Source organism: Pseudomonas sp. AC070 (assembly GCF_979258635.1).
The window spans coordinates 629,540-653,580 of sequence record NZ_OZ409871.1; the positions used below are offsets into that span (position 1 = coordinate 629,540).

Here is a 24,041-nt window from a genome sequence, read left to right on the forward strand (position 1 = left end):
GCACCCCTTGCGTATACGACTGATCGCTGTCGGTTCGCGCATGCCGCGCTGGGTGGAAGACGGTTGGCAGGAATATGCCAAGCGTCTGCCTGCCGAGCTGCCGCTTGAACTGGTGGAAATTCCTCTGAACACCCGTGGCAAGAATGCCGACGTGGCGCGCCTGATCCGTCAGGAAGGCGAGGCCATGCTGGCCAAGGTGCAACCGGGGGAAAAGATCGTCACGCTGGAGGTCACGGGTAAACCGTGGAGCACTGAGCAGTTGGCGGCGGAGCTGGAGCGTTGGCGCCTGGATGCGCGCACCATCAACTTGATGGTCGGCGGCCCGGAAGGCCTGGCGCCTGAAGTGCAGGCCCGCAGTGAGCAACGTTGGTCGTTGTCGCCGCTGACCTTGCCGCATCCGCTGGTGCGCATTCTGCTCGGTGAACAGATTTATCGCGCCTGGACCGTGTTGTCCGGGCACCCTTATCACAAATAAAGCCTCGTAATGCCGCAGCCGATCCGCCTCAAGGACCACGAGAAAGACGCCCGCCAAGTTCGCAATCGCGTGGTGGTGGGGGCGGTCGCCATCTGTTTGTTGATCGTGGTGCTGATTGCGCGCCTGTATTACCTGCAGGTCATTCAATACGAGTACCACTCGACCCTTTCTGAAAACAACCGCGTGCATGTGCAGCCGATTCCGCCCACCCGAGGGCTGATTTTCGACCGCAATGGCGTGGTGGTGGCCGACAACCGGCCAAGCTTCAGCCTGAGCATGACCCGCGAGCGCGCCGGCGATTGGCAGCAAGTGCTCGACGTCATCGTCGAAGTGCTTGAGCTGACCCCCGAAGACCGCACCCTGTTTGAGCGGCGTATGCGTCAGGGCCGTCGGCCATTCGAGCCGGTGCCGATTCTGTTCGAGCTGAGCGAAGAACAGATCGCCCGCATCGCCGTGAATCAATTCCGCCTGCCAGGCGTGGAAGTGGTGGCGCAGTTGGTTCGCCATTATCCGCAAGGCGAACACTTCGCTCACTCCGTGGGGTATGTGGGCCGCATCAACGAGGCCGAGCTGAAAGTGCTCGACCCGGTGAATTACAGCGGCACCCACCATATTGGCAAAACCGGTATTGAGCGCTTCTACGAGCCTCAACTGCATGGCCAGGTGGGCTACGAAGAAGTCGAAACCAACGCCCGAGGCCGGGTACTGCGCGTGCTCAAACGCACCGACCCGGTGCCCGGCGCCGATATTGTGCTGAGCATGGACATCCGCCTTCAGGAAGCCGCCGAAGCCGCGCTGGGCGGGCGCCGTGGTTCGGTGGTGGCGCTGGACCCAAACACCGGCGAAGTGCTGGCGATGGTCAGCCAGCCGAGTTTCGACCCCAACCTGTTTGTCACCGGCATCGGCTTCAAGGCTTACTCCGAGCTGCGCGACTCGCCGGACCGTCCGTTGTTCAACCGCGTGCTGCGCGGGTTGTATCCGCCCGGTTCGACCATCAAGCCCGCCGTGGCGATTGCCGGGCTGGACTCGGGCGTAGTGACGCCGAGCACCCGCGTGTACGACCCGGGCTTCTACCAATTGCCCAACTACGACCACAAATACCGCAACTGGAACCGCAGCGGCGATGGCTCGGTGGACTTGCAAGCCGCGATCATGCGGTCCAACGACACCTACTTTTACGACCTCGCGCACAAGCTCGGCATTGACCGGCTGTACACCTACATGAGCCGCTTTGGCATCGGCCAGAAGGTGTCGCTGGACATGTTCGAAGAATCGCCCGGCCTGATGCCCAGCCGCGATTGGAAACGCGGTCGCTATCGCCAAGCCTGGTTCCCGGGCGAAACGCTGATTCTCGGCATCGGCCAGGGCTACATGCAAACCACGCCGTTGCAGTTGGCGCAGGTGTCGGCGCTGGTAGCCAACCACGGCAAATGGATTCGTCCGCACCTGGCGAAAACCGTGGACGGCGTGCCGCCAGTGGACCCCAACCCCATGCCCGATATCGTGCTGCGTAACCCCGGCGACTGGGCGCAAGTGAGCGCCGGTATGCAGCAGGTGATGCACAACCCGCGCGGCACTGCGCACAAAGTGGGCGACACCTCGACCTACCGCATCGCCGGCAAGAGCGGCACCGCGCAAGTGGTGGCGATCAAGCAGGGTGAGAAATACGACCGCTCCAAGCTCGACGAACGCCACCGCGACCACGCGCTGTTCATCGCCTTCGCGCCGGCCGAATCGCCGAAAATTGCCGTGGCGGTGATGATTGAAAACGGCGAGGGCGGTTCCAGCGTGGCGGCGCCGGTGGCCAAGGCAGTGATGGACGCCTGGCTGCTGGGCGACAACGGCCAGCTGAAACCGCAATACGCACCGCCGGTTACCGCTGAGGCAACCCGTCATGAATAGCAACGCTGTGAGCCATGGTCAGCATGAGTAATAACTTCGACCGGACGATTTCCAACGAAGATGTGATGCGTCGGCGCGCCAGCCTGTTGCAGCGCCTGCACATCGACGGCCAGTTGTTTGTGCTGCTCACCGTGCTCGCGGCTGGCAGCCTGTTCGTGCTGTATTCGGCCAGCGGCAAGAACGTCGACCTGCTGTTGAAACAAGCCACCTCGTTCGGCCTGGGCGCCGTGGCCATGTGCGTGATCGCCCAGTTCGAGCCGCGTTTTCTGGCGCGCTGGGTGCCGCTTGGTTACCTGGCGGGCGTTGGCCTGTTGGTGGTGGTGGACATCATGGGTCACAACGCCATGGGCGCGACCCGCTGGATCAACATCCCCGGCATCATTCGGTTCCAGCCGGCGGAGTTTATGAAGATCCTCATGCCGGCGACCATCGCCTGGTACATGGCTCGACACAATTTGCCGCCACGGCTTAAACACATCGTTATCAGCCTCGCGTTAATCGGTATTCCGTTCGTGCTGGTGATCCGCCAACCCGACCTCGGCACCTCGCTGCTAATTCTCGCCTCGGGCGCGTTTGTACTGTTTATGGCCGGGCTGCAATGGCGCTGGATCCTAGGCGCGGTGGCGGCTGTAGTGCCGGTGGCGATCGCGATGTGGTTCTTCGTGATGCACGACTACCAGAAGCAGCGGGTGCTCACATTCCTCGATCCGGAGAGCGATCCGCTGGGCACCGGCTGGAACATTATTCAATCGAAAGCGGCCATCGGATCGGGCGGCGTTTTTGGAAAAGGCTGGTTGTTGGGCACACAATCGCACCTGGATTTTTTGCCCGAAAGCCATACGGACTTTATCATCGCGGTTTTGGGCGAAGAGTTCGGCCTGGTCGGCATCTGCTTGTTGTTGCTGGTTTACGCGCTGCTGATTGCGCGCGGTCTGGTAATTACTGTCCAAGCGCAGACGCTGTTCGGTAAGCTGCTCGCCGGCAGCCTGACGATGACCTTCTTCGTTTATGTGTTCGTCAATATCGGCATGGTCAGTGGCCTGTTGCCGGTGGTTGGGGTGCCGCTTCCTTTCATTAGCTACGGCGGAACTTCGCTGGTGACGCTGATGTCAGGGTTTGGGCTTTTAATGGCTGTCCACACGCACCGTAAGTGGATCGCTCAGGTTTGATTGGGGTGAGGGATTTAATGCTAGGTTTGCGTCGCTGGGCCACGCGCACGGCACATTTGGCCAGCCTTGCTGGTATCTGCGGTTTCGCCCAGCAGGCTGTCGCCGCTGATTACGAAGGGTCGCCGCAGGTTGCCGAATTCGTTTCCGAAATGACCCGCGACTACGGTTTTGCCGGCGAACAGCTGGTGAACCTGTTCCGTGAAGTGGAGCGCAAACAGTCGATTCTCGACGCCATTTCCCGTCCGGCCGAAAAGGTAAAAACCTGGGCCGAGTACCGTCCGATCTTCATCACCGACCGGCGCATTTCCCAGGGCGTCGAATTCTGGCGTCAGCACGAAGCAGCACTGGCCCGCGCCGAGCAGGAATACGGCGTACCGGCGCAGGTTATCGTGGCCATTATCGGCGTTGAAACATCGTACGGCGGCAACACCGGCAGCTACCGGGTCATCGACGCCTTGTCGACCCTGGGCTTCGACTACCCGCCACGCGCCGAATTCTTCCGCAAAGAACTCAAGCAGTTCCTGTTGCTGGCTCGCGAGCAGCAGGTCGATCCGCTGACCCTGAAAGGCTCCTACGCCGGCGCCATGGGCTTGCCGCAATTTATGCCGAGCAGCTTCCGTGCGTACGCCGTGGATTTTGACGGCGACGGCCACATCAATATCTGGAGCGACCCCGACGACGCCATCGGCAGCGTCGCCAGCTATTTCAAACGCCACGGCTGGGTCACCGGTGAAGCGGTGGTCAGCACCGCGCAAATCAGCGGCGAACAAGCCGAGCAAGGTTTGACCCAAGGGCTGGACCCGGTAAAAACCGTGGGCGAGCTGCGCGCCATGGGCTGGTCGAGCCACGAAGCGGTGCGCGACGATGAGCGCGTAACTGCCTTTCGTCTGGAGGGTGAAGCGGGACCGGAATATTGGTTAGGCTTACCCAATTTTTATGTCATCACTCGTTACAATCGCAGCGCGATGTACGCCATGGCGGTGCATCAGTTATCCGATTTGTTGGTTCAGGCCCGGGGCACGAAGTAAATGCAGGCAACGCCGTTCAAGCTCATCGCCTTTGGCGCACTGGCCGTAATGTTGGCCAGCTGCTCCAGCAGCCGTGCGCCGCAGCCGACCCAAACGCCCACCACCGTTTCCGGCCCTGGCGACTTCGCCCGCCCGCACCGCGACGGCGCGCCATGGTGGGACGTCGACATTTCCAAAGTGCCCGATGCCGTGCCCATGCCGCACTACGGCGCCTATAAGGCCAACCCGTACACCGTGCTCGGCAAAACCTATTACCCGATGCCCGACGGCAAGCGCTATCTGGCCACCGGCACCGCGTCTTGGTACGGCACCAAATTCCATGGCCAGGCCACCGCTAACGGCGAGAAGTACGACCTGTACGGCATGAGCGCCGCGCACAAAACCCTGCCGCTGCCCAGCTATGTACGCGTGACCAATCTGGATAACGGCAAAAGCGTGATTCTGCGGGTGAACGACCGTGGGCCGTTTTACTCCGATCGCATCATCGACTTGTCGTTTGCCGCCGCGAAAAAACTTGGTTACGCCGAGATCGGCACCGCTCGCGTGAAGGTCGAAGGTATCGACCCAGCCGAGTGGTGGGCCCAGCAGGGTCGCCCGGTGCCGATGGTGTTGGCGCAGCCGCAGATGGCGCAAGTGCAGCCAGTGAAAACCACGACCACGCAGATCATGGGCCAGCCCATCGAGCAATACACTCCGCCGCCACAGCAGCACGCCGCTGCGGTGGTGCCCGTGCAAATCGACGCAAAAAAAAACGCTTCACTCGCTCCATCTGGCCTGTATCTCCAGGTCGGAGCCTTCGCCAACCCGGACGCTGCGCAGCTCCTGAAGGACAAGCTGACGACCGTGGTGAGTGCGCCGGTGTTTATCAGCTCTATCGTGCGCAATCAGCAGACGTTGCACCGCGTGCGGATGGGCCCGGTAAACACGCAGGGTGAAGCCCAGAATATCCAGAACAGTGTGCGGTCGGCCAACCTTGGCCAGCCGACTTTAGTGAAGCCGGAATAGCGCCTCGCGCGCCGGCTTCGACCGACTTGCTCGCCAGAGCCTGTTTGCCATTAGTAACTTGAGAGACTGATGAATATCACCGCCTTTACCCGTCGTCTGAGTCTGTTCGCCCTCCTGATCACTGCCCCGGCTACCTGGGCCGCCGAAACGGCCGTTCCTGCCGCACCGGAGCTGGCCGCCAAGGCCTACGTGCTTATGGACGCCGCCAGCGGCAACGTGCTGGTGGAGAACAACGGTGACCAGCGCCTGCCGCCGGCCAGCCTGACCAAGCTGATGACCGCCTACATCGCCACCCTGGAAATTCGTCGCGGCCAGATCAGCGAAACCGACAAGGTCATGGTCAGCGAACACGCTTGGCGTACCGGCGGCTCGCGCATGTTCATCAAAGTGGGCACCGAGGTGTCGCTGGGCGACTTGCTGCACGGCATCATCATTCAGTCGGGTAACGACGCCAGCGTTGCCACCGCGGAGCACATCGCCGGCAGCGAAGACGCCTTCGCCGACATGATGAACACCACCGCCGAAAAACTCGGTATGTCCGGCAGCCACTTCATGAACGCCACCGGCCTGCCTAACCCCGAGCACTACTCCACCGCGCACGACATGGCACGTCTGGCGCGCGCGATCATCTACGAAGACCCCGCGCACTACGCCATCTACTCGCAGAAAGAGTTCTTCTGGAACAACATCAAACAGCCCAACCGCAACCTGCTGCTGTGGCGCGACAAAACCGTTGATGGCCTGAAAACCGGCCACACCGACGAAGCCGGCTACTGCCTGGTGGCCTCGGCCGTGCGCGACGGTATGCGCCTGATCGCCGTGGTATTCGGCACCAACAGCGAACAAGCCCGCGCCGCTGAAACCCAGAAGCTGCTGACCTACGGCTTCCGCTTCTTCGAAACCCAGACCTTCTATCAGAAGGGCGCGGAGCTGGCGCAAGGCACCGTATGGAAAGGCTCGAGCCGCCAGGTGAAAGCCGGTCTGGCCGAAGACCTGACCATGACCCTGCCGCGCGGTCAGCTGAAAAAGCTCGCTGCCAGCATGACCTTGAATCCTCAGTTGGTTGCCCCGATTAAGCAGGGCGACGTGATCGGTAAAGTTGAAGTGAAGCTCGAAGACAAGGTGGTGCACAGCGCCGACCTGATCGCCCTTGAACCCGTGGACGAAGGTGGCTTCTTCCGCCGCGTGTGGGATAGCATCCGCCTATTCTTCTTCGGCTTGTTCAACTGATCGCCGCGTTCACCGAATAACCGAGGCACCGGCCTTTCGCTCCATAAGAGCGGGCCGGTGTCCGCTTTTGCGGACTACACGTTCGCCGAGACCGCCCATGACCGATGCCCAGAACATCACCATCGAATTTCCCTGCGAGCGTTACCCCATCAAGGTAATCGGCGACGCGGGTGAGGGCTTCGTAGCCCTGGTAACCGAAATTCTGCAACGCCACGCCCCGGACCTGGACGTCGGCACCCTGGTGCAGCGTGACAGCCGCAACGGTAAGTACCTGACCGTGCAATACCTGATCACCGCCACCGGCATCGAACAACTGCAAGAAATCAACAGCGACCTGCGCGCCACCGGCCGCGTGCACATGGTGCTCTGATGAGCCAACGCCTGGGCTTTCGCGAGCTCGGCCAGGTTCCCTACGAACCCACCTGGCATGCCATGCAGCATTTCACCGACAGCCGCGTGGCAGACACGCCCGATGAAGTCTGGCTGCTGGAACACCCGCCCGTGTTTACCCAGGGGCAGGCTGGCAAGGCCGAACACGTGTTATTCCCCGGCGATATTCCGGTGGTGAAAGTGGACCGCGGCGGTCAGGTGACCTACCACGGCCCAGGCCAGTTAGTGGCATACCTGCTGTTGGATGTCCGCCGTTCCAGTCTCGGTGTGCGCGAGTTAGTCAGCCGCATCGAGCTGAGTTTGATCGAACTGCTGGCCAGCTACGGCGTAAAAGCCGAAGCCAAGCCCGACGCACCGGGCGTGTATGTGGACGGGGCGAAAATTGCCTCGCTGGGCCTGCGCATTCGCAACGGCCGCTCGTTTCATGGACTGGCCTTGAACGTGGACATGGACCTGCAACCGTTTCAGCGCATCAACCCCTGTGGTTATGCCGGCTTGCCCATGACCCAACTGCGTGATCTGGTGGGACCGATAGAATTTGCCGAAGTAAGTGCCCGGCTGCGCGCGCAGCTCGTCACACACCTCGACTACGCTGAACAGACGACCCTGACGGGCGGAATTGAATCGCTATGAGCACCCTCGAAGTAGCTGGCAACGAAGCAACCGGCACCGCTGTTAAAGCCCCACCGGCCAAGGTGGAAATGGGCGTGAAACTGCGCGGTGCCGAGAAGATGGCGCGTATCCCGGTGAAGATCCTGCCGACCGCGGAATTGCCGCGCAAGCCAGACTGGATTCGCGTACGCGTGCCGGTGTCGCCGGAAGTCGACCGCATCAAACAACTGCTGCGTAAACACAAACTGCACAGCGTGTGTGAAGAAGCGTCCTGCCCGAACCTGGGCGAGTGTTTCTCCGGCGGCACCGCCACGTTCATGATCATGGGCGACATTTGCACCCGTCGCTGCCCATTCTGCGACGTTGGCCATGGTCGTCCAAAACCGTTGGACGCAGACGAGCCGATGAACCTCGCGGTGGCCATCGCCGACCTTCGCTTGAAATACGTAGTGATCACCTCGGTAGATCGTGACGACCTGCGCGACGGCGGCGCCCAGCACTTCGTCGACTGTCTGCGCGAAATTCGCAAGCTGTCGCCGGGCGTGCAACTGGAAACGCTGGTGCCGGACTACCGCGGCCGCATGGACGTGGCGTTGGCCATCACCGAGCAAGAGCCGCCAGACGTGTTCAACCACAACCTGGAAACCGTACCGCGCCTGTACAAGGCCGCGCGTCCGGGCTCGGATTTCGAGTGGTCGTTGGACCTGCTGGAAAACTTCAAAAAACGCGTGCCGCACGTGCCGACCAAATCTGGCCTGATGCTCGGCTTGGGCGAGACTGACGAAGAAGTCATCGAAGTGATGAAGCGTATGCGCGAACACGACATCGACATGCTCACCCTCGGTCAGTACCTGCAACCGTCGCGCAACCACCTGCCGGTACAGCGCTTCGTGCACCCGGACATTTTTGCCTGGTTCGCTGAAGAGGGTACGAAGATGGGGTTCAAGAACGTGGCGTCCGGCCCGCTCGTGCGTTCTTCCTATCACGCTGATCAGCAAGCGCATGAGGCCAAGAAGGGCTAAGCCTTTCGGAGCAAACAAAAAGGGCGGCCCATGGGTCGCCCTTTTTATTTGCCTGAATATTCACGTTTTGTAGGAGCCAGCTTGCTGGCGAACCCTGCACACCTCGGCGTTTCCAGGGTTCGCCAGCAAGCTGGCTCCTACAAAAGAAGCGGGGCGCCGTTTATTTCTCGCGCAACCGATTTAACAAGCTGTGATCCGCATACCCATCGGCCGGCAACCCCAACTGCTGCTGGTATGCCCGAACCGCCTTACGGGTATTGGCGCCAACAATGCCGTCAGCACTGCCCGGTTCAAAGCCATGGGCGGCGAGCAGTTCTTGCAGTTCAATGCGCTCGCTGCGGCCCAGTTGCGGGTCGTCCCGTGGCCAGTCAGCGATCACGGCGGCGTTGGCGCCACGAATGCCGTCGGAGAGCAAACCTACAGCCAATGCGTAGGACGACGAGTTGTTGTACTTGAGAATGCTGCGGAAATTGCTCAGCAGCAAAAACGCCGGGCCGCGATGGCCGGCGGGCAACAGCAAGGTCGCCGACTCGCCGGCGAGCGTCGGCGCAACGGCCGAACCACTGGCTGGCATCACGCCGAGGCGCGTCCATTCAGCCACGCTTTTGCGCTGCTCGGGGTCAGCCAGGGCGTAGTCGAACCCTTGTGGCAAACGCACTTCGAAGCCCCACGGTTTGCCCAACTGCCAGCCCGACTGCTGCAAGTAATGGGCAGCGGAAGCGAGGGCATCGGCGGAGGAGTACCAAACGTCGCGGCGGCCGTCGCCGTCGAAATCCACGGCGTGCTGGTTGTAAGTGGTCGGCATGAACTGGGTCTGGCCCATCGCGCCGGCCCAGGAGCCTACGAGGCGCTCCGGCTGGATGTCGCCATGTTGAAGAATTTGCAGCGCGGCGATCAGTTGCTCGCGCCAAAACGCGGCGCGGCGCCCTTCATACGCCAGGGTGGCCAGCGAGCGGATCACGCTGTTGTTGCCGATATTGTTGCCGTACGCGCTTTCCATGCCCCAGATGGCCACCAGCGTCTCGGCTTGCACGCCGTAGCGTTGTTCGATGCGGCTCAGCGTGGCCTGTTGCTGTGCGTATTGCGCCTGGCCGTTAGCGATGCGGCGGGCCGAGACGGCGCCGTCCAGGTATTCCCAGATCGGGCGGGTGAATTCTGGCTGGCTGTTGTCGGCGGCGACCACGGCCGGGTCGAGGGTGACGTTGGCAAAGGCGCGGTCGAACAGCGCGGCGCTGATGCCGGCGCTCATTGCATCGCTGCGCAATTGGTTGCGCCATTCTTCAAAGCTTTGTTGTGGCAAGACAGGCGCGGGCGCGGTGGTTGTGCCGGCAGCGGTCGGTGCATGGGTGGCGGCGGGAATGGCAGGCGGCGTTGGCTGAGGCGCTTGTGGCGCTTCGGCGCAAGCGGTGAGCAGATTGAAATGAAAGCTCAGTGCGGCGCAGGCCAGGATGCGCGGTGACAGGTTAAACATCAGCAGGTCCCAAGACGGTAAACAGCGGCCACCTTACCACGCTGCCAGGGGCGAAGCCTTCACGCGGCGATAAAGCCGGCGAGCAAAAACCCAGTGCCCATAAAGACAGAAACCCCCCAGTTTTGCTGGGAGGCTTCGCGGCGGTAGCTGCCTTTGCCTTTCTTCGCGCGTTCCTGACGGCTGCGGAACAGAGGCTGGGCAATGATGGATTTCGCTTTATTGGGACGTTTCTTCGATGTGGCCATGACAATCCTCGGGCGGGGCGGGTGATTGAGGAGGCGTGCCCCGCGGCGCGGATCATCGGCCTGCTGGAGGCCGCTGTCCAGAGCCGTTTATCACTCCTGAGGAAGCGACAAACGTTGGCCGGCAAGCATCAGCGTCAGCCGGCTGATCTCCAACCATGGATCGCCCGGCGCCTGGCCTTTGATTTGCGCATCGACGCGCTGGGCATCTTTCAGCATCAGGTTCCAACGTGCGGCCGAGTGACGCTGGAGCGCTTTGCTGACAAGCGGACGGCGCTTGTCCCACACGGGCGGGCGAGCCTGGCTAAAGGCTTTCTCCAGCGGCACGCCTTGGCCGTATTGCTGAGCGATGGTCGCCAGCAAGCGCAACTCGCGGGCCAGCGCCCAGAGCACGACGGTGCTGTCGACGCCTTCGCCGCGCAGCCCTTCGAGCGTGCGCAAGGCATGACTGGCCTCGCCATTGAGCGCGGCGTCGATCAGGCCGAAGACGTCATAGCGGGCACTGTCGGCGACCGCAGCTTGTACGGTGCTGGCGTCGATCTGGTTACCGTCGGCGAGCAGTTTGAGCTTCTCGATTTCCTGAGCGGCAGCCAGCAGGTTGCCCTCGACGCGCGCGGCAATCATGTCCACCGCTTCTTGGCTGGCGGTCATGCCAGCCTGGCTCATGCGCTGGCGAATCCATTGCGGCAATTGGTGAACGTCCACCGGCCAAATCTGCACGAACTGCGAGTTCGGCCCATCGATAACGGCTTTCGCCCATTTGGTTTTTTGCGTGCTGCCATCAAGCTTGGGCAGGCTGATCAGCAGCAAGGTGTCTTCAGGCGGACGCGACAGGTATTCCAGCAGGGCAGCGGTGCCCTTGTCGCCCGGCTTGCCGTTGGGAATGCGCAATTCAAGCACGCGCTTCTCGGCGAACAACGACATGCTGTTGCCCGCCTGCAACAGCGTGCCCCAGTCGAAACTGGCGTCGGCATTGAACACCTGGCGCTCGCTGTAACCCTGGCTGCGCGTGGCGGCGCGAATAGCGTCGGCCGCTTCCTGGCACAGCAGCGGGTCGTCGCCACTGATGGCGTAAACCGGCGCGAGGCCGCTTTGCAGGTGTTTGGCGAGTTGCGCGGGGGCGAGCTTCATAGGCGGGGAAACATAAGAAGGGGAGGCTGGGCCGCCGCAGCGGCCCGAGCGAACTTACTGGGTCTGAATCGGCAGTTGCAGCGGCGATTGCTGCGGCTGTTCAGCCTGGGCCTTGCGCGCGGCTTCGATGGCGTCGGCTTCAGCCTGGGCTTTGGCGTCGGCGGCCTGTTGCAGTTGGTCCAGCTGTGCGGGGGTGATCAGTTGCACGCGTTGCGCCAACTGCATGACGAGCTCGTGACGCAGCTCTTCTTTAAGCTGCATGGCTTCTTGCTCGGAGCCAATCAGGTTGTTTTCGTCGTTTACGTAGGTGTTTTGCACGTCAACCGTGTTGCTCAGCAACACCGCGTTGTTGGCGCCGCGCAGTTCGTAGGCAACTTCCAGCGTGGTTTCATATTCAGCGCTACGAGCACTGCCGGTGTAGCTGACGGTGCGGTTTTTCTCGGTTTCACGGGTCAGGGCCATGGTGTACGGTGCGCCCGGATGCACATTCACGCCGCTGTTGATCAGCGTCTGGCGCAGGTCTTTGACCAACGGGCCGTAAGCGTCGCGGGCGGTGAGGTTGAGCTCGCCAAGGGCAAAGGCCATGTCGCCTGAGCCGCGCAGCTGGAAGCCACAGGCGCTGAGCAAGGTAGCCAGGCCGATTACCATCAGATTCCGTTTGATCATGTGTGTATCCCCTTAACCCTTCGGTAGCGCTGCGAATCGGCGCAGCGCTTACTTCAATTTGTGCTCGCGGCGCTTGGCAGCCGCGATGCGTCATCAGCTCGCGACGATGTTGACCAGCTTGCCTGGCACCACGATGACCTTGCGAATGGTCAGGCCATCGAGGAAGCGCAGCACGTTCTCGTTAACTCGCGCAGCAGCCTCGACTTCTTCGCGGCTGGCGGTTGCCGGCACGTCGATCTGGCCGCGCAGCTTGCCGTTCACTTGCACCACCAGTTGCAGGTTGTCCTGCACCAGCGCGCTTTCATCCAGCACCGGCCATTGAGCGTCGATCACGGCGCTTTCATGGCCCAGTTCGAGCCACAGTTCGTGGCTGATGTGCGGTGTGATCGGGGCGAGAAGCAGGGCCACGGTTTCCAGGCCTTCCTGCAATAGGGCGCGGTCGGCGTCGCTGTCTTGCGGCGCCTTTTCCAGCACGTTCATTAGCGTCATCACCTGGGCGATGGCAGTGTTGAATTTGTGGTGCTGGCCAATGTCCTGGCTGGCTTGCTTGATGGCCAGGTGAATGGCGCGGCGGATGTCTTTCTGCGCGTCGCTGAGGCTGGCTACATCGAGGCTGCCGGGTACGCCGCGCGCGACGTGGGCCTGCGCCAAACGCCAGACGCGACGCAGGAAGCGATGCGCACCTTCAACGCCGGAATCGGACCATTCCAGGCTCATGTCGGGCGGCGAGGCAAACATCATGAACAGGCGGCAGGTGTCGGCGCCGTACTGGTCAATCATCGATTGCGGGTCGACGCCGTTGTTCTTCGACTTGGCCATTTTCTCGGTGCCGCCGATTTCCACCGGCAGGCCGTCGGTTTTCAGCTTGGCGCCGATGATTTTGGCCTTGGCGTCACGCTCGATTTCCACGTCAGCCGGGTTGAACCAGGTTTTGCTGCCGTTGGCTTCGAGGCGGTAGTACGTTTCGGCGATCACCATGCCCTGGGTGAGCAGGTTTTTGAACGGCTCACTGGAGTCGACCAGGCCTTCATCGCGCATCAGCTTGTGGAAGAAGCGCGCATACAGCAGGTGCAGAATCGCGTGCTCGATGCCGCCGATGTACTGATCAACCGGCAGCCAGTGGTTAGCGGCAGCCGGGTCGACCATGCCCTTGGTGTAGTTCGGCGAGGCGTAGCGGGCGAAGTACCAAGACGACTCCACGAAGGTGTCCATGGTGTCGGTTTCGCGCTTGGCCGCGCCGCCGCATTTCGGGCAGGTGCAGGTGTAAAAGTCGGGCATGCGTGCCAGCGGGCTGCCGGCGCCGTCGGGCACCACGTCTTCTGGCAACACGACGGGAAGTTGGTCTTCCGGCACCGGCACATCACCGCAGGCGTCGCAGTGAATGATCGGGATCGGGCAGCCCCAGTAACGCTGACGGCTGATGCCCCAATCGCGCAGGCGGAATTGAGTGCGAGCCTGGCCGAGCGATTTTTTCTGCAAGGCCACTTCGATGGCATCGAACGCGCCGGCAAAATCCAGACCGTCGAACTCACCGGAATTGATTAGTTGGCCGTGCTCGCCATACGCCGCTTGCCACGGCGCCGGGGTTTCATCGCCGGCGCTGGTACGCACCACGGTTTTAACTGGCAGGTTGTACTTGTGGGCGAATTCGAAATCGCGCTCGTCGTGCGCGGGCACTGCCATAACAGCGCCGTCGCCGTAATGCATGAGCACGTAGTTGGCGACCCACACAGGCAACTTCTCGCCCGTCAGCGGGTGCTCAACGAACAGGCCTGTGGCCAGGCCTTTCTTTTCCTGGGTGGCGATGTCGGCTTCGGCGACGCCGCCGCGTTTGCATTCATCGATAAACGCTTGCAGCTCGGCAGCCTGGGCGGCCGGCAGCTTCTGCAGGGCAATGCTGGCCAGCGCGTGTTCGGCGGCAACGGCCACGTAGGTGGCGCCCATCAGCGTGTCGGCGCGGGTGGTGAACACTTTCAATGCGCCGGTCTGGCCAATCGAGGCTTGGTCGTAAGGGAAGCTGACTTCCATGCCGCGCGATTTGCCGATCCAGTTGCGCTGCATGGTTTTGACCTGTTCCGGCCAGCCATCCAGGTCGTCGAGGCTGGTCAACAGCTCTTCGGCGTACGCAGTGATTTTGAAGTAGTACATCGGGATTTCGCGCTTCTCGATCAGCGCGCCCGAACGCCAGCCACGGCCGTCGATAACCTGCTCGTTGGCCAGAACGGTCTGGTCAATCGGGTCCCAGTTCACGGTACCGTTTTTGCGGTAGATCACGCCCTTCTCGAACAGCCGGGTGAACAGCCATTGTTCCCAGCGGTAGTAGTCCGGTTTGCAGGTGGTGACTTCGCGCGTCCAGTCCACCGCCAGGCCCAGGCTTTTGAGCTGGTTCTTCATGTAGGCGATGTTTTCGTAGGTCCACTTGGCGGGCGCGACGTTGTTTTTCATCGCGGCGTTTTCCGCCGGCATACCGAAGGCGTCCCAGCCCATGGGCTGCAGCACGTTTTTGCCTTGCATGCGTTGGTAGCGAGCGATTACGTCGCCGATGGTGTAGTTGCGCACATGGCCCATGTGCAGCTTGCCGCTGGGGTAGGGGAACATCGACAGGCAATAGAAGGTGTCTTTGCCTGGTTGTTCGCTGACCACGAAGGACTTCTGCTCGTCCCAGTAGGTTTGCGCGGCGGCTTCGGTTTCACGGGGCTGATAGTGTTCGTGCATGGCTACTTTTGGCTGAAATAAGTGAGCTACAGGGCGCAGCAGCGGTGTTCGGGCGCGGCCTGTTCGAAGAACGCCGTAGCATACATGAGCCCGCTGGGGGCTGGGAAACCCTGATTACGCCTGTCGCCCGAGGCTTCGCCGTTGGTCGCAGCAGCCGGCTGGTTATGGGGGCAGCGCTAAGCTTGCTGAAAGCATCAAGAGCACGGAGCGGGCGAGGGTGAGCATGGCGCAGTTCGGGCGGGAAAACGCACAGGGCGGTCTTTACGAGCGTCTTTTGCACCGGCTTGCCATCGCCCTGGACGAAGCCGACAGCGACACCCGCCTGCGCAACCAAACCCCCGAAGAACTCGAACTACGCGGCCTTAGCCCGGCCGAGCTGGAGCTGATCCGCGCCTATCTGGATCGAGACCTGCACTGGCTGCGTGGCTGGCATGCAGCGGCCAAGGAACTGGCCCTGATCGAGCAAAGTCCCGCGCCCACCATCAAGCCGCCGCGTTCCTTGCAGAGCGCCAAAGTGGTCAAGCCCAAAGGCCTGATGAAGCGGCGCAACAAGCTGCAATGCGCCTTGTGCGGCACCCCCGCGATATGGCGTCCGGGCGAAGGCGTTCAGGCGTGTAGCGCCTGCGGCTCGCAGTTGTTCCGCGCCGCCAAACCCCGGTAGGCTTCGCGCACCCTGGGAGGTGCTCGATGATCCTGCGCTTTTTCTTCAAACAACTTCTATTGCCGCCTGGCTGCCTGTTTTTGCTGCTGTTGGCGGCCTGGTGGTTGCGTCGTCGCATGCCGCGTTTTGCGCGCTGCTGTTTTGTGCTGGGCTTTGGCGGTTTGTGGTTGAGCAGCCTGCCGATTGCTGTCGAGCACCTGGCGAAAATCGTCGAGCGCGAGCCGGCTATCGCGGTCACGCAGTGGGGCGAGCTGAGCAAGCAAGCCGACGCCATTGTGGTGCTGGGCGCCGGTCGCGAAACCGACGATCCGGCCTGGGCTGGTGATCAGGCCAGTCACCTGGCCGTGGAACGTGTGCGCTATGCCTCGCGGTTGGCCCGCGCTTCTGGGTTGCCGGTGTTGATCAGCGGCGGCGCGCCCTATGGCGAGCGCGCCAGCGAGGCGGAGCTGATGACTGAAGTGATGGTTCGCGACTTTCGCGTGCCAGTGCGCTGGCAAGAAGGTCGAAGCAATACGACATTGGAAAACGCCGACTACAGCGCGCAAATGCTGCACAAAGATGGAATTCGCCGCATCGTGCTGGTGACCCACGCCGCGCACATGTCCCGTGCGCGTTGGTGCTTCGAACGTGCGGGGTTCGAAGTGGTGGCCGCGCCAGTGGGATTTATCAGCGTGCCTAACCAGCGGCCCGTAGGCGGCTGGTTGCCCGAGAGCAAAGCCATGTGGCAGACCGGGCAGCTGTTGAACGAAGTGGCGGGGCAGATTGCCTATCCGTTGTTTTACCGGTGAGTCGCGAGGCGGGGAAAGATCAAGGGCATCGCGGCTAAAGCCGCTCCCACCCAAAGCGCATCAGCGTCCCACGCAACGACACCGTCCCGTAGGAGCGACTTCAGTCGCGATGCTCTTGATTTTGAACGCCGGCTAATGGGAAAGCCGTTCAGCCATTCCCGGTTAAACCGTTTTTGCTATCCGACTCGCCAGCAGCGCCCAGCCGAAGATCAGCAAACACACAATCACCAGCGGCCATGAGCGCCATTGCAGGTAGGGCGTGAGCTTCTGCATCGGCACCACTTCTCCGTACAGCACGCCTTGTTCGAACTGCGGAATCTGCGTGGTGATATGGCCAAACGGGTCGATCAACCCGGTCACGCCATTGTTGGTGGCGCGGATCATCCAGCGGCCCGCTTCCAGTGCGCGCATCTGCGCCATTTGCAGGTGTTGCAGGGGGCCGATGGAAGTGCCGAACCACGTGTCGTTGCTCACCGTGAGCAGCAACTGGCTCTGGGCCGACAAGGACGCGGCGAACTCCGGGTACACCACTTCGTAGCAAATGAACGGCGCGATCTTGTAGCCCTTCGCCTCCAGCAATGCCTGATTGGCGGGGCCGCGCGCGAAGTCCGACATGGGCAGATCGAAGAAAGCGATCAGGCCGCGCAGCAGATCTTGCAGCGGCACGTACTCGCCAAACGGCACCAACTTCTGTTTCAGGTAAGTGCCGCTGCCATCGCCAACAACGGTGATGCCGTTGTAGTAGCGCTTGTCGCCCTGCTCGTTGGTTTCCCGAACCGGTACGCCGGTGATCAGCGTGGCCTTACGGTCGTTGGCGAAACGCGCCATCACGCTCAGATACCCTTCGGCGAACTCTTTCAGAATCGGCACCGCTGTTTCCGGCCAGACGATCAGGTCCACCGGTTTGGCGCTGAAGGTCATGTCGCGGTACAGGGCCAGCTGTGCGTTCAGGTGCTCGGGGTTCCACTTCATTTCCTGGGCGACGTTGCCCTGGATGGCGGCGACTTTAAGCGGCGCGCCAGCCGGCTCGGTCCAGGCTTGATTCTTCAGCCCGAACGCCACCAGCCATGGCGCGACCAGCATCACCACGCCAACCGCCAAAAAGGCCTTGCGCTGACCGAGGCGCGGCAGGTTGATCAGCAGCGCGGCGGTTAAGGCCAGCACGAAGGAAATCAGCCACATGCCGCCAACGGGAGCCAAGCCACTGAGCGGGCCGTCGAGCTGGCTGTAGCCGGCGTACAGCCAGGGGAAGCCGGTCAGGAACCAACCGCGAAACGCTTCCTGCGACAGCCACAAGGCGGCGAAGGCCAGGGCGTCGGCCAATGGCGCTTCAACCCGGCGCAACCAGCGCGCCCAGATAAAGGCGGGCAGGGCGAAGAACCAGGCGATGCAGGCGCAGAAACCGACAGTGAGGAACAACGCCAAGGGCGCGGAGGCGCCGCCGTAGTCGTGAATGCTGACGTAAATCCAACTGGTGCCGGCCACGAACACGCCGAAGCCATAACACCAGCCACGGCCTAACGCCTGCCGTGGCGTGAGGTCGCGCAGGCCGAGGTAGAACAAGGCAATGGCGAGCAGGGCCAAGGGCCAGAAGTCGAAAGGGGCGAGGGCGAGGGTGGTTGAGGCGCCGGCGGCGAGTGCGATCAGGTTGCCAACCCAGCCCATCCTAGAAATCCAGTTCATTGTTTTCCTGTTCGTAGCTCGGTATGGGGGGCACAGCGTTGGGCTTCGCCTGCGGCTCAACCCAACCTGCGTCGCGCTCGTTGGGTGAGTGCGTGGATTATTTTCTAACGGTCGATTCGGGTCAGGCGCAGCAGGTGGATGCGGCGGCTGTCGGCGCTCAGTACGCGGAAACGAAAGTCGCCGATTTCGGCAATTTCGTTGCGTTTAGGCAGATGGCCGAACGCGCTCATGACCAGGCCGCCGACGGTGTGGAACTCGTCGTCGGTGAATTCGCTGTCGAACGACTCGTTGAACGCGTCGATGGGCGTCAGCGCTTTGATCAGGAAGTCGCCGCTGGGCAGCGGTTTGATGTAGCTGTCTTCTTCGACGTCGTGCTCGTCTTCGATGTCGCCAACGATCTGCTCCAGCACGTCTTCAATGGTCACCAACCCTGCCACGCCGCCGTATTCGTCGATGACGATGGCCATGTGGTTATGGTTGGCGCGGAATTCGCGCAGCAGCACGTTGAGGCGCTTGGACTCGGGCACGAAAGTGGCCGGGCGCAGCATGTCTTTGATGTTGAACGGCTGGCTTTCGTCTTGCAGCACCAGCGGCAGCAGGTCTTTGGCCAGCAGCACGCCTATCACGTCGTCCAGGCTTTCGCCGACGACGGGGTAGCGCGAGTGGGCGGATTCGATGATCGCCGGAATCAGCTCTTTGGGCGTCAGGCCCGCTTTGATGCTGACCATCTGCGAGCGCGGCACCATGATGTCGCGCACCTGCAGGTCGGCTACCTGAATGGCGCCTTCAACAATGGCCAGCGCTTCGCTGTCGAGGAGTTTGTTCTGATGGGCGTCGCGCAGCAGCTCCAGGAGCTCCTGGCGGTTTTTCGGCTCATGGGCAAAAGCCTGGGTGAGTTTGCCTAACCAGGATTTTTGCCCGTTGCTCGATCGGTCTTCGCTCATGCTGTGTACTCAGTGTTCCGTTCTGGTGCCTGTGAATCAGGCTATTCGTCGCTGGCGTATGGGTCCGGGTGACCCAATTCAGCGAGCAATTGTTGTTCCAAGGTTTCCATCTCGACGGCTTCTTCCTCGTCGATATGGTCGTAGCCTAATATATGCAAGCAGCCGTGAATCACCAGATGCGCCCAGTGCGCTTCCAGGCTTTTGCCCTGTTCGGCGGCCTCACGGTCGACCACCTGCACGCAGATCACCAGATCGCCGAGCAGGGGAATGTCGAGCAGTTCATCGGGCACGTCGGCGGGGAAAGACAGCACGTTGGTGGCGTAGTCTTTCTGCCGGTAGGTGTGGTTGAGTTCGCGCGCTTCGGCTTCGTCGACCAGGCGAATGGTCAGTTCCGAGTCGGCCGTGCGTTGGCGCAGCGCCAGTTCGCACCATTGGCGGAACTGGGCTTCGGTGGGGCTGGCGGCACTGCTGGCGTTCTGCAGATCAAGCTCAAGCATCGCCGCGGTCTGCCTCGGAGGCTGCTTTTTTGCTCTCGGCGCTTTTGCGTTCGGCGGCGGTTTCGAAGCGCTCGTACGCCTCGACAATGCGCTGCACCAGCGGGTGGCGAACCACGTCTTTGGACAGGAAGTGAGTGAAGGAGATACCAGGCACATCCTTCAATACTTCAATCACGTGGGTCAGGCCCGACTTGGTGCCGCGCGGCAGGTCGACCTGCGTGATGTCGCCGGTGATCACCGCCGTGGAGCCAAAGCCGATCCGCGTAAGGAACATTTTCATCTGCTCCAGCGTGGTGTTCTGGCTTTCGTCGAGAATGATGAAGCTGTTATTCAGCGTACGGCCGCGCATATAAGCCAGCGGCGCAACTTCGATCACCTGTTTCTCGATGAGCTTGGCCACTTGTTCGAAGCCGAGCATTTCGTACAGCGCGTCGTACAACGGGCGCAGGTACGGGTCGATTTTCTGCGACAGGTCGCCTGGCAAAAAACCCAGCTTCTCGCCCGCTTCCACCGCTGGACGCACCAGCAGAATGCGGCGGATTTGCTCACGCTCCAGCGCATCCACGGCGCACGCCACGGCCAGGTAGGTTTTACCCGTGCCGGCTGGGCCGATGCCGAAGTTGATGTCGTGGTCGAGGATCGATTTAACGTAGCGCTGCTGATTCAAGCCGCGCGGACGAATCATGCCCTTGCGGGTGCGCAGCGCCACGTTCGCTTCCACTGTGCTGCTGGCCGCCAATTGCTCAACCGCAGATTCCTGCAGGAACAGATGGACGATGTCCGGCGACAGTTGGGTGGCGTTGGTTTCGCGGTACAGGCGGCGCAACAGTTGCTCGGCGGCCTGGGTGGTTTCGGGTGGACCCACCAATTCGAATTGATTTCCGCGGTTGCGGATTTCGATAGCGAGGCGCTGTTCGATCAAGCGTAAGTGCTCGTCGAATTGCCCGCACAGATTGGCGAAGCGGCGCGCTTCAAAGGGTTCGAGGATAAAACGATGCGGTTCTATGGGTGCGTTCAAGGTCGTGTGTAGCCGCCACTCGGCAAGTAGGAAGAAACGCAGGATAACTCCGGATGCCCGAGTGGGAAAGCTCGGGCATCTGCGCCTTTAGTGGCACTCGGCCACAGCTGCCGCTTGCGCGTCGTTTTCCACGACCAGGCTGCCGCGCAAGGAGTGAGGTCTGGCCTCGTCGATCCGTACGTCGGCGAATTGCCCGATCAGGCGCGGATTATCGCAGCGGAAGTTAACGATACGGTTGTTCTCGGTGCGGCCGGTGAGCTGGCCCGGGTCGCGCTTGGAGAAGTCATTGACCAGCACGCGTTGAATGCTACCGACCATCTTGCGGCTGATCTCAAACCCTTGCTGATCGAGGCGATGCTGCAAGCGGGCCAGGCGTTCGCGGTTGGTTTCCGCCGGAATATCGTCGGGCAAATCCGCCGCTGGCGTGCCGGGGCGCGCGCTATAAACGAAGGAATAAGAGAAGTCGAAACCTACGTCGGCCACCAACTGCATGGTGTTCTCGAAGTCTTTCTCGGTTTCGCCGGGGAAGCCGACGATAAAGTCCGAGGTGATGCTGATATCCGGCACTGCCGCTTTCAGCTTGCGGATTTTCGACTTGTACTCCAGCACCGTGTGGTTGCGCTTCATCGCCGCCAGAATGCGGTCCGAGCCGGCCTGCACGGGCAGGTGCAGGTGCTTCACCAATTCCGGCACCTCGGCGTGGGCGCGGATCAGGCTGTCGGAAAACTCCAGCGGGTGCGAGGTGGTGTAGCGAATGCGGTCGATGCCATCGATGGCGGCGACCACGCGGATCAGCTCAGCCAAATCTGCGGTGCGGCCGTCGTGGGTAACGCCACGGAAACCGTTAACGTTCTGCCCCAGCAGCGTCACTTCACGCACGCCGTGCTCGGCCAGGTGAATCACCTCGGCCAGCACGTCATCGAATGGCCGGCTCACTTCTTCGCCACGGGTATAAGGCACCACGCAGAACGTGCAGTACTTGCTGCAGCCTTCCATGATCGACACGAAGGCGCTGGGCCCGTCGATGCGCGGCTCGGGCAGGCGGTCGAATTTTTCGATTTCGGGAAAGCTGACATCCACCTGCGGCAGGCGGGTGACGCGCGCGGCGTCGATCATTTCCGGCAAGCGGTGCAGCGTCTGCGGGCCGAACACCACATCCACATAGGGCGCGCGGTCGCGAATGGCCGCGCCTTCCTGACTGGCCACGCAACCGCCAACGGCGATCACCATGTCCGGCTTGGCCAGCTTCAGCTCACGCCAGCGGCCCAATTGCGAATACACCCGGTCTTGAGCGCGCTCGCGGATGGAGCAGGTATTGAGCAGGATGACATCGGCGTCTTCAGCGCGGGCGGTCACTTCCAGGGCCTGATGTTCGCCCAGCAGGTCGATCATGCGCGAGCTGTCGTACTCGTTCATCTGGCAACCGTGGGTTTCGATATACAGCTTCTTGCTCATGCGCGTTCCGGATCTCAACGAGATGGGGTGTAAAACGAACCGCGCATTATAGGGACGCCGATGGCTGCGGCCTAGCATTGCCTGACGGGAGCCTATGCTATGATCGCGCCCCCCAAAATTTCCCCCGGTTTTTCTCCCTCCCATGAGCAAGCGTGAACCTATCTATAAGGTGATCTTCCTCAACCAAGGCCAGGTGTTCGAGATGTACGCCAAGCAGATCTACCAGAGCGATCTGTGGGGCTTTCTGGAAGTGGAGGAGTTCGTTTTTGGTGAGCGTACGCAGGTGGTGGTTGATCCCAGTGAGGAGAAGCTGAAGGCGCAGTTTGAGGGGGTTGTGCGCAGTTTTGTGCCGATGCATGCGATTGTGCGGATTGATGAGGTGGAGCGCTTGGGCACGCCGAAGATCAGCGAGGCACGGCCGGGGGCGGGGAATGTGATGCCGTTTCCGATGCCTATGCCGGATAAGTGAGGGTCGCCCCTTAACTCCCCTCGCCCGGCTGGTCTCCTTAGTTGTAGGAGCCAGCTTGCTGGCGAACCCTGCAAACCTCGGCTCAACCTGCTTTTCCAGGATTCGCCAGCAAGCTGGCTCCTACGGCCACTACCCCGCTGTATCCCAAGATCAAGCTTCCAAGCCAGACCGCGATTGAGTTCCCCTCTCCCGCCCGCGGGAGAGGGGCTAGGGGAGAGGGCAAGCCCCAACGCGCTCTCCATCCTTTTGTAGGAGCCAGCTTGCTGGCGAACCCTGCAAACCCCGGCTCAACCTGCTTTTCCAGGATTCGCCAGCAAGCTGGCTCCTACGACCGCAACCGAGCCGAATTTCCTGCCAAATCAAGCGCCCAAGCCAGGCCACGATTAAATTCCCCTCGCCCGCTTGCGGGAGAGGGGCTAGGGGTGAGGGCTGGCCCCAACGCGGTCTCCGTTCGGCCACCACCCAACGCTGTATCCCCAATCCCATCCCCCAACTGTCTCTGTTCGCCCCACCGCCCTCGCTTCTACACTCCCTCTCTTGCCTGCCGCCCGCCGAGCCTTGCCATGCACTCGCGTTTCCCGCTGTTACTCATCGCCGCCTTCGCCGCGCTGTACATCATTTGGGGTTCCACATACCTGGTCATCCGCATCGGTGTAGAAACCTGGCCGCCTCTGCTAATGGCGGCGGTGCGGTTCCTGATTGCCGGCGGGTTGATGTATGGCTGGCTGCGCTGGCGCGGTACGCCGGCGCCGACGTGGCGGGAGTGGCGGGCGGCGGCGTTGGTGGGCACGTTGTTGCTGGCGTTGGGTAACGGCGGCGTCACGCTGGCGGAACATGCCGGCGTGGCGTCCGGTGTGGCGGCGCTGGCGGTGGCGACCGTGCCGTTGTTCACGCTGGTGTTCAATCGCTGGTTCGGGCACCGCAATTCAAAGCTGGAGTGGGCCGGCATCGCGCTGGGCATGACCGGCATCGCCTTGCTCAATCTCGGTTCCAACTTGCAGGCCAGCCCGGCCGGTGCGGCACTTATTCTGTTTGCGGCGGCCAGTTGGGCGTTCGGTTCGGTGTGGGGCAAAACCTTACCGTTGCCTAACGGTCCCATGGCCAGCGCGACGGAGATGCTTGGCGGCGGCGCGGTCATGTTGGTGGGCAGCCTGCTCAGCGGTGAACGCATGACGCAACTGCCCAGCGCCGCTGGCTGGGGCGCGCTGCTGTATCTGATTTTCTTCGGCTCGATTATCGCGTTCAGCTCTTACGTGTACCTGCTTAAACACGTGCGCCCGGCCGCCGCCACCAGTTATGCCTACGTCAACCCGGTGGTCGCGGTGTTGCTGGGTATCTGGTTTGCCAATGAGCAGATCGGCATTGAGGAATGGCTGGCCATGTTGGTGATCATCAGCGCCGTGGTGTTGATCGGCCTGCCGCAGTGGCGGCGCGGGCCCGCCAAGGAGTAGCGCCCGCGCCGCGGCTG

23 protein-coding genes are annotated in these 24,041 nt (G+C 61.8%); 13 read left to right on the top strand and 10 right to left on the bottom strand.

What is annotated here, in order from left to right; translation table 11 throughout:
- Positions 1–7: 7 nt before the first annotated feature.
- From rlmH to lipA, 9 genes are all read left to right on the top strand, one after another.
- Positions 8–475 carry a 23S rRNA (pseudouridine(1915)-N(3))-methyltransferase RlmH gene (gene rlmH, locus ACZZ0Q_RS02675; RefSeq protein WP_122493246.1) on the top strand — a complete coding sequence of 156 codons (468 nt, stop codon included), beginning with the start codon at positions 8–10 and terminating at the stop codon, positions 473–475.
- A 9-nt stretch (positions 476–484) separates the two neighbouring features.
- Positions 485–2,377, top strand: a complete 1,893-nt coding sequence (gene mrdA, locus ACZZ0Q_RS02680) for a penicillin-binding protein 2 (RefSeq protein WP_463540175.1) — start codon at positions 485–487, stop codon at positions 2,375–2,377.
- A gap of 65 nt (positions 2,378–2,442) precedes the next feature.
- Positions 2,443–3,546: a rod shape-determining protein RodA gene (gene rodA / locus ACZZ0Q_RS02685; RefSeq protein ID WP_463542249.1), complete on the top strand. Its 1,104-nt coding sequence runs from the start codon at positions 2,443–2,445 to the stop codon at positions 3,544–3,546.
- A gap of 17 nt (positions 3,547–3,563) precedes the next feature.
- Positions 3,564–4,574 carry a lytic murein transglycosylase B gene (gene mltB, locus ACZZ0Q_RS02690; protein WP_463540174.1) on the top strand — a complete coding sequence of 337 codons (1,011 nt, stop codon included), beginning with the start codon at positions 3,564–3,566 and terminating at the stop codon, positions 4,572–4,574.
- Positions 4,575–5,579 (top strand): septal ring lytic transglycosylase RlpA family protein, encoded by a 1,005-nt coding sequence (locus ACZZ0Q_RS02695; protein WP_463560264.1) that lies wholly within the window; start codon positions 4,575–4,577, stop codon positions 5,577–5,579.
- Between the two features lie 69 nt (positions 5,580–5,648).
- Positions 5,649–6,809: a D-alanyl-D-alanine carboxypeptidase family protein gene (locus ACZZ0Q_RS02700; protein ID WP_463540173.1), complete on the top strand. Its 1,161-nt coding sequence runs from the start codon at positions 5,649–5,651 to the stop codon at positions 6,807–6,809.
- A gap of 97 nt (positions 6,810–6,906) precedes the next feature.
- On the top strand, positions 6,907–7,179 hold the full coding sequence (locus ACZZ0Q_RS02705; RefSeq protein WP_463540172.1) for a DUF493 domain-containing protein: 273 nt from the start codon (positions 6,907–6,909) through the stop codon (positions 7,177–7,179).
- Positions 7,179–7,832 carry a lipoyl(octanoyl) transferase LipB gene (lipB, locus tag ACZZ0Q_RS02710; RefSeq protein WP_122493239.1) on the top strand — a complete coding sequence of 218 codons (654 nt, stop codon included), beginning with the start codon at positions 7,179–7,181 and terminating at the stop codon, positions 7,830–7,832. The genes ACZZ0Q_RS02705 and lipB overlap by 1 nt, the downstream gene beginning before the upstream one ends.
- On the top strand, positions 7,829–8,833 hold the full coding sequence (lipA, locus tag ACZZ0Q_RS02715; RefSeq protein ID WP_122493238.1) for a lipoyl synthase: 1,005 nt from the start codon (positions 7,829–7,831) through the stop codon (positions 8,831–8,833). The genes lipB and lipA overlap by 4 nt, the downstream gene beginning before the upstream one ends.
- Positions 8,834–8,993: 160 nt before the next feature.
- On the opposite strand, the gene ACZZ0Q_RS02720 is transcribed toward lipA, so the two are convergent.
- From ACZZ0Q_RS02720 to leuS, 5 genes are all read right to left on the bottom strand, one after another.
- Positions 8,994–10,304 (bottom strand): lytic murein transglycosylase, encoded by a 1,311-nt coding sequence (locus ACZZ0Q_RS02720; protein ID WP_463540171.1) that lies wholly within the window; start codon positions 10,302–10,304, stop codon positions 8,994–8,996.
- 59 nt (positions 10,305–10,363) lie between these two features.
- Positions 10,364–10,549 (bottom strand): alternative ribosome rescue factor ArfA, encoded by a 186-nt coding sequence (gene arfA, locus ACZZ0Q_RS02725; RefSeq protein ID WP_463540170.1) that lies wholly within the window; start codon positions 10,547–10,549, stop codon positions 10,364–10,366.
- A gap of 90 nt (positions 10,550–10,639) precedes the next feature.
- A complete protein-coding gene (holA, locus tag ACZZ0Q_RS02730) occupies positions 10,640–11,677 on the bottom strand; it encodes a DNA polymerase III subunit delta (protein ID WP_463540169.1) in 1,038 nt (345 codons plus the stop codon).
- A 54-nt stretch (positions 11,678–11,731) separates the two neighbouring features.
- Positions 11,732–12,343, bottom strand: coding sequence for an LPS-assembly lipoprotein LptE (locus ACZZ0Q_RS02735; protein ID WP_463540168.1), 612 nt, complete (start codon positions 12,341–12,343; stop codon positions 11,732–11,734).
- A gap of 93 nt (positions 12,344–12,436) precedes the next feature.
- The gene (gene leuS / locus ACZZ0Q_RS02740) at positions 12,437–15,058 is read right to left on the bottom strand and encodes a leucine--tRNA ligase (RefSeq protein WP_463540167.1); all 2,622 of its coding nucleotides are present in this window, start codon (positions 15,056–15,058) and stop codon (positions 12,437–12,439) included.
- 223 nt (positions 15,059–15,281) lie between these two features.
- Here leuS and ACZZ0Q_RS02745 point away from each other — a divergent pair, with 223 nt between their 5' ends.
- On the top strand, positions 15,282–15,719 hold the full coding sequence (locus tag ACZZ0Q_RS02745) for a hypothetical protein (protein ID WP_463540166.1): 438 nt from the start codon (positions 15,282–15,284) through the stop codon (positions 15,717–15,719).
- Between the two features lie 26 nt (positions 15,720–15,745).
- Entirely contained in the window at positions 15,746–16,507 is a 762-nt protein-coding gene (locus ACZZ0Q_RS02750) for a YdcF family protein (RefSeq protein WP_463540165.1), read from the top strand.
- Between the two features lie 162 nt (positions 16,508–16,669).
- Here ACZZ0Q_RS02750 and lnt read toward each other — a convergent pair whose 3' ends face one another.
- The 5 genes from lnt to miaB all read right to left on the bottom strand — a co-directional run bounded on the left by lnt (position 16,670) and on the right by miaB (position 22,104).
- On the bottom strand, positions 16,670–18,190 hold the full coding sequence (lnt, locus tag ACZZ0Q_RS02755; RefSeq protein ID WP_463540164.1) for an apolipoprotein N-acyltransferase: 1,521 nt from the start codon (positions 18,188–18,190) through the stop codon (positions 16,670–16,672).
- Positions 18,191–18,294: 104 nt separating this feature from the next.
- On the bottom strand, positions 18,295–19,134 hold the full coding sequence (locus ACZZ0Q_RS02760) for an HlyC/CorC family transporter (protein ID WP_122450714.1): 840 nt from the start codon (positions 19,132–19,134) through the stop codon (positions 18,295–18,297).
- Positions 19,135–19,175: 41 nt separating this feature from the next.
- Positions 19,176–19,631 (bottom strand): rRNA maturation RNase YbeY, encoded by a 456-nt coding sequence (ybeY, locus tag ACZZ0Q_RS02765; protein ID WP_463542248.1) that lies wholly within the window; start codon positions 19,629–19,631, stop codon positions 19,176–19,178.
- Positions 19,624–20,649, bottom strand: coding sequence for a PhoH family protein (locus ACZZ0Q_RS02770; protein ID WP_463560265.1), 1,026 nt, complete (start codon positions 20,647–20,649; stop codon positions 19,624–19,626). Before ACZZ0Q_RS02770 ends, ybeY begins: the two co-directional genes overlap by 8 nt.
- A gap of 87 nt (positions 20,650–20,736) precedes the next feature.
- Positions 20,737–22,104, bottom strand: coding sequence for a tRNA (N6-isopentenyl adenosine(37)-C2)-methylthiotransferase MiaB (gene miaB, locus ACZZ0Q_RS02775; protein WP_463383889.1), 1,368 nt, complete (start codon positions 22,102–22,104; stop codon positions 20,737–20,739).
- A 142-nt stretch (positions 22,105–22,246) separates the two neighbouring features.
- On the opposite strand from miaB, the gene ACZZ0Q_RS02780 reads away from it, so the two are divergent.
- Both ACZZ0Q_RS02780 and yedA read left to right on the top strand, forming a co-directional pair.
- The gene (locus ACZZ0Q_RS02780; protein WP_122450718.1) at positions 22,247–22,573 is read left to right on the top strand and encodes a DUF1820 family protein; all 327 of its coding nucleotides are present in this window, start codon (positions 22,247–22,249) and stop codon (positions 22,571–22,573) included.
- A 563-nt stretch (positions 22,574–23,136) separates the two neighbouring features.
- Complete coding sequence (gene yedA, locus ACZZ0Q_RS02785; protein ID WP_463560266.1) at positions 23,137–24,024, top strand: drug/metabolite exporter YedA; 888 nt, start codon at positions 23,137–23,139, stop codon at positions 24,022–24,024.
- The last annotated feature ends 17 nt before the right edge of the window (positions 24,025–24,041 follow it).

Bases quoted from the DNA above. Each gene is read 5' to 3' on its own strand.
- mrdA (WP_463540175.1), top strand. From the start codon at position 485: ATGCCGCAGCCGATCCGCCTCAAGGACCACGAGAAAGACGCCCGCCAA.
- rodA (WP_463542249.1), top strand. From the start codon at position 2,443: ATGCGTCGGCGCGCCAGCCTGTTGCAGCGCCTGCACATCGACGGCCAG.
- mltB (WP_463540174.1), top strand. From the start codon at position 3,564: ATGCTAGGTTTGCGTCGCTGGGCCACGCGCACGGCACATTTGGCCAGC.
- ACZZ0Q_RS02695 (WP_463560264.1), top strand. From the start codon at position 4,575: ATGCAGGCAACGCCGTTCAAGCTCATCGCCTTTGGCGCACTGGCCGTA.
- ACZZ0Q_RS02700 (WP_463540173.1), top strand. From the start codon at position 5,649: ATGAATATCACCGCCTTTACCCGTCGTCTGAGTCTGTTCGCCCTCCTG.
- ACZZ0Q_RS02705 (WP_463540172.1), top strand. From the start codon at position 6,907: ATGACCGATGCCCAGAACATCACCATCGAATTTCCCTGCGAGCGTTAC.
- lipB (WP_122493239.1), top strand. From the start codon at position 7,179: ATGAGCCAACGCCTGGGCTTTCGCGAGCTCGGCCAGGTTCCCTACGAA.
- lipA (WP_122493238.1), top strand. From the start codon at position 7,829: ATGAGCACCCTCGAAGTAGCTGGCAACGAAGCAACCGGCACCGCTGTT.
- ACZZ0Q_RS02720 (WP_463540171.1), bottom strand. From the start codon at position 10,304: ATGTTTAACCTGTCACCGCGCATCCTGGCCTGCGCCGCACTGAGCTTT.
- arfA (WP_463540170.1), bottom strand. From the start codon at position 10,549: ATGGCCACATCGAAGAAACGTCCCAATAAAGCGAAATCCATCATTGCC.
- holA (WP_463540169.1), bottom strand. From the start codon at position 11,677: ATGAAGCTCGCCCCCGCGCAACTCGCCAAACACCTGCAAAGCGGCCTC.
- ACZZ0Q_RS02735 (WP_463540168.1), bottom strand. From the start codon at position 12,343: ATGATCAAACGGAATCTGATGGTAATCGGCCTGGCTACCTTGCTCAGC.
- leuS (WP_463540167.1), bottom strand. From the start codon at position 15,058: ATGCACGAACACTATCAGCCCCGTGAAACCGAAGCCGCCGCGCAAACC.
- ACZZ0Q_RS02745 (WP_463540166.1), top strand. From the start codon at position 15,282: ATGGCGCAGTTCGGGCGGGAAAACGCACAGGGCGGTCTTTACGAGCGT.
- ACZZ0Q_RS02750 (WP_463540165.1), top strand. From the start codon at position 15,746: ATGATCCTGCGCTTTTTCTTCAAACAACTTCTATTGCCGCCTGGCTGC.
- lnt (WP_463540164.1), bottom strand. From the start codon at position 18,190: ATGAACTGGATTTCTAGGATGGGCTGGGTTGGCAACCTGATCGCACTC.
- ACZZ0Q_RS02760 (WP_122450714.1), bottom strand. From the start codon at position 19,134: ATGAGCGAAGACCGATCGAGCAACGGGCAAAAATCCTGGTTAGGCAAA.
- ybeY (WP_463542248.1), bottom strand. From the start codon at position 19,631: ATGCTTGAGCTTGATCTGCAGAACGCCAGCAGTGCCGCCAGCCCCACC.
- miaB (WP_463383889.1), bottom strand. From the start codon at position 22,104: ATGAGCAAGAAGCTGTATATCGAAACCCACGGTTGCCAGATGAACGAG.
- ACZZ0Q_RS02780 (WP_122450718.1), top strand. From the start codon at position 22,247: ATGAGCAAGCGTGAACCTATCTATAAGGTGATCTTCCTCAACCAAGGC.
- yedA (WP_463560266.1), top strand. From the start codon at position 23,137: ATGCACTCGCGTTTCCCGCTGTTACTCATCGCCGCCTTCGCCGCGCTG.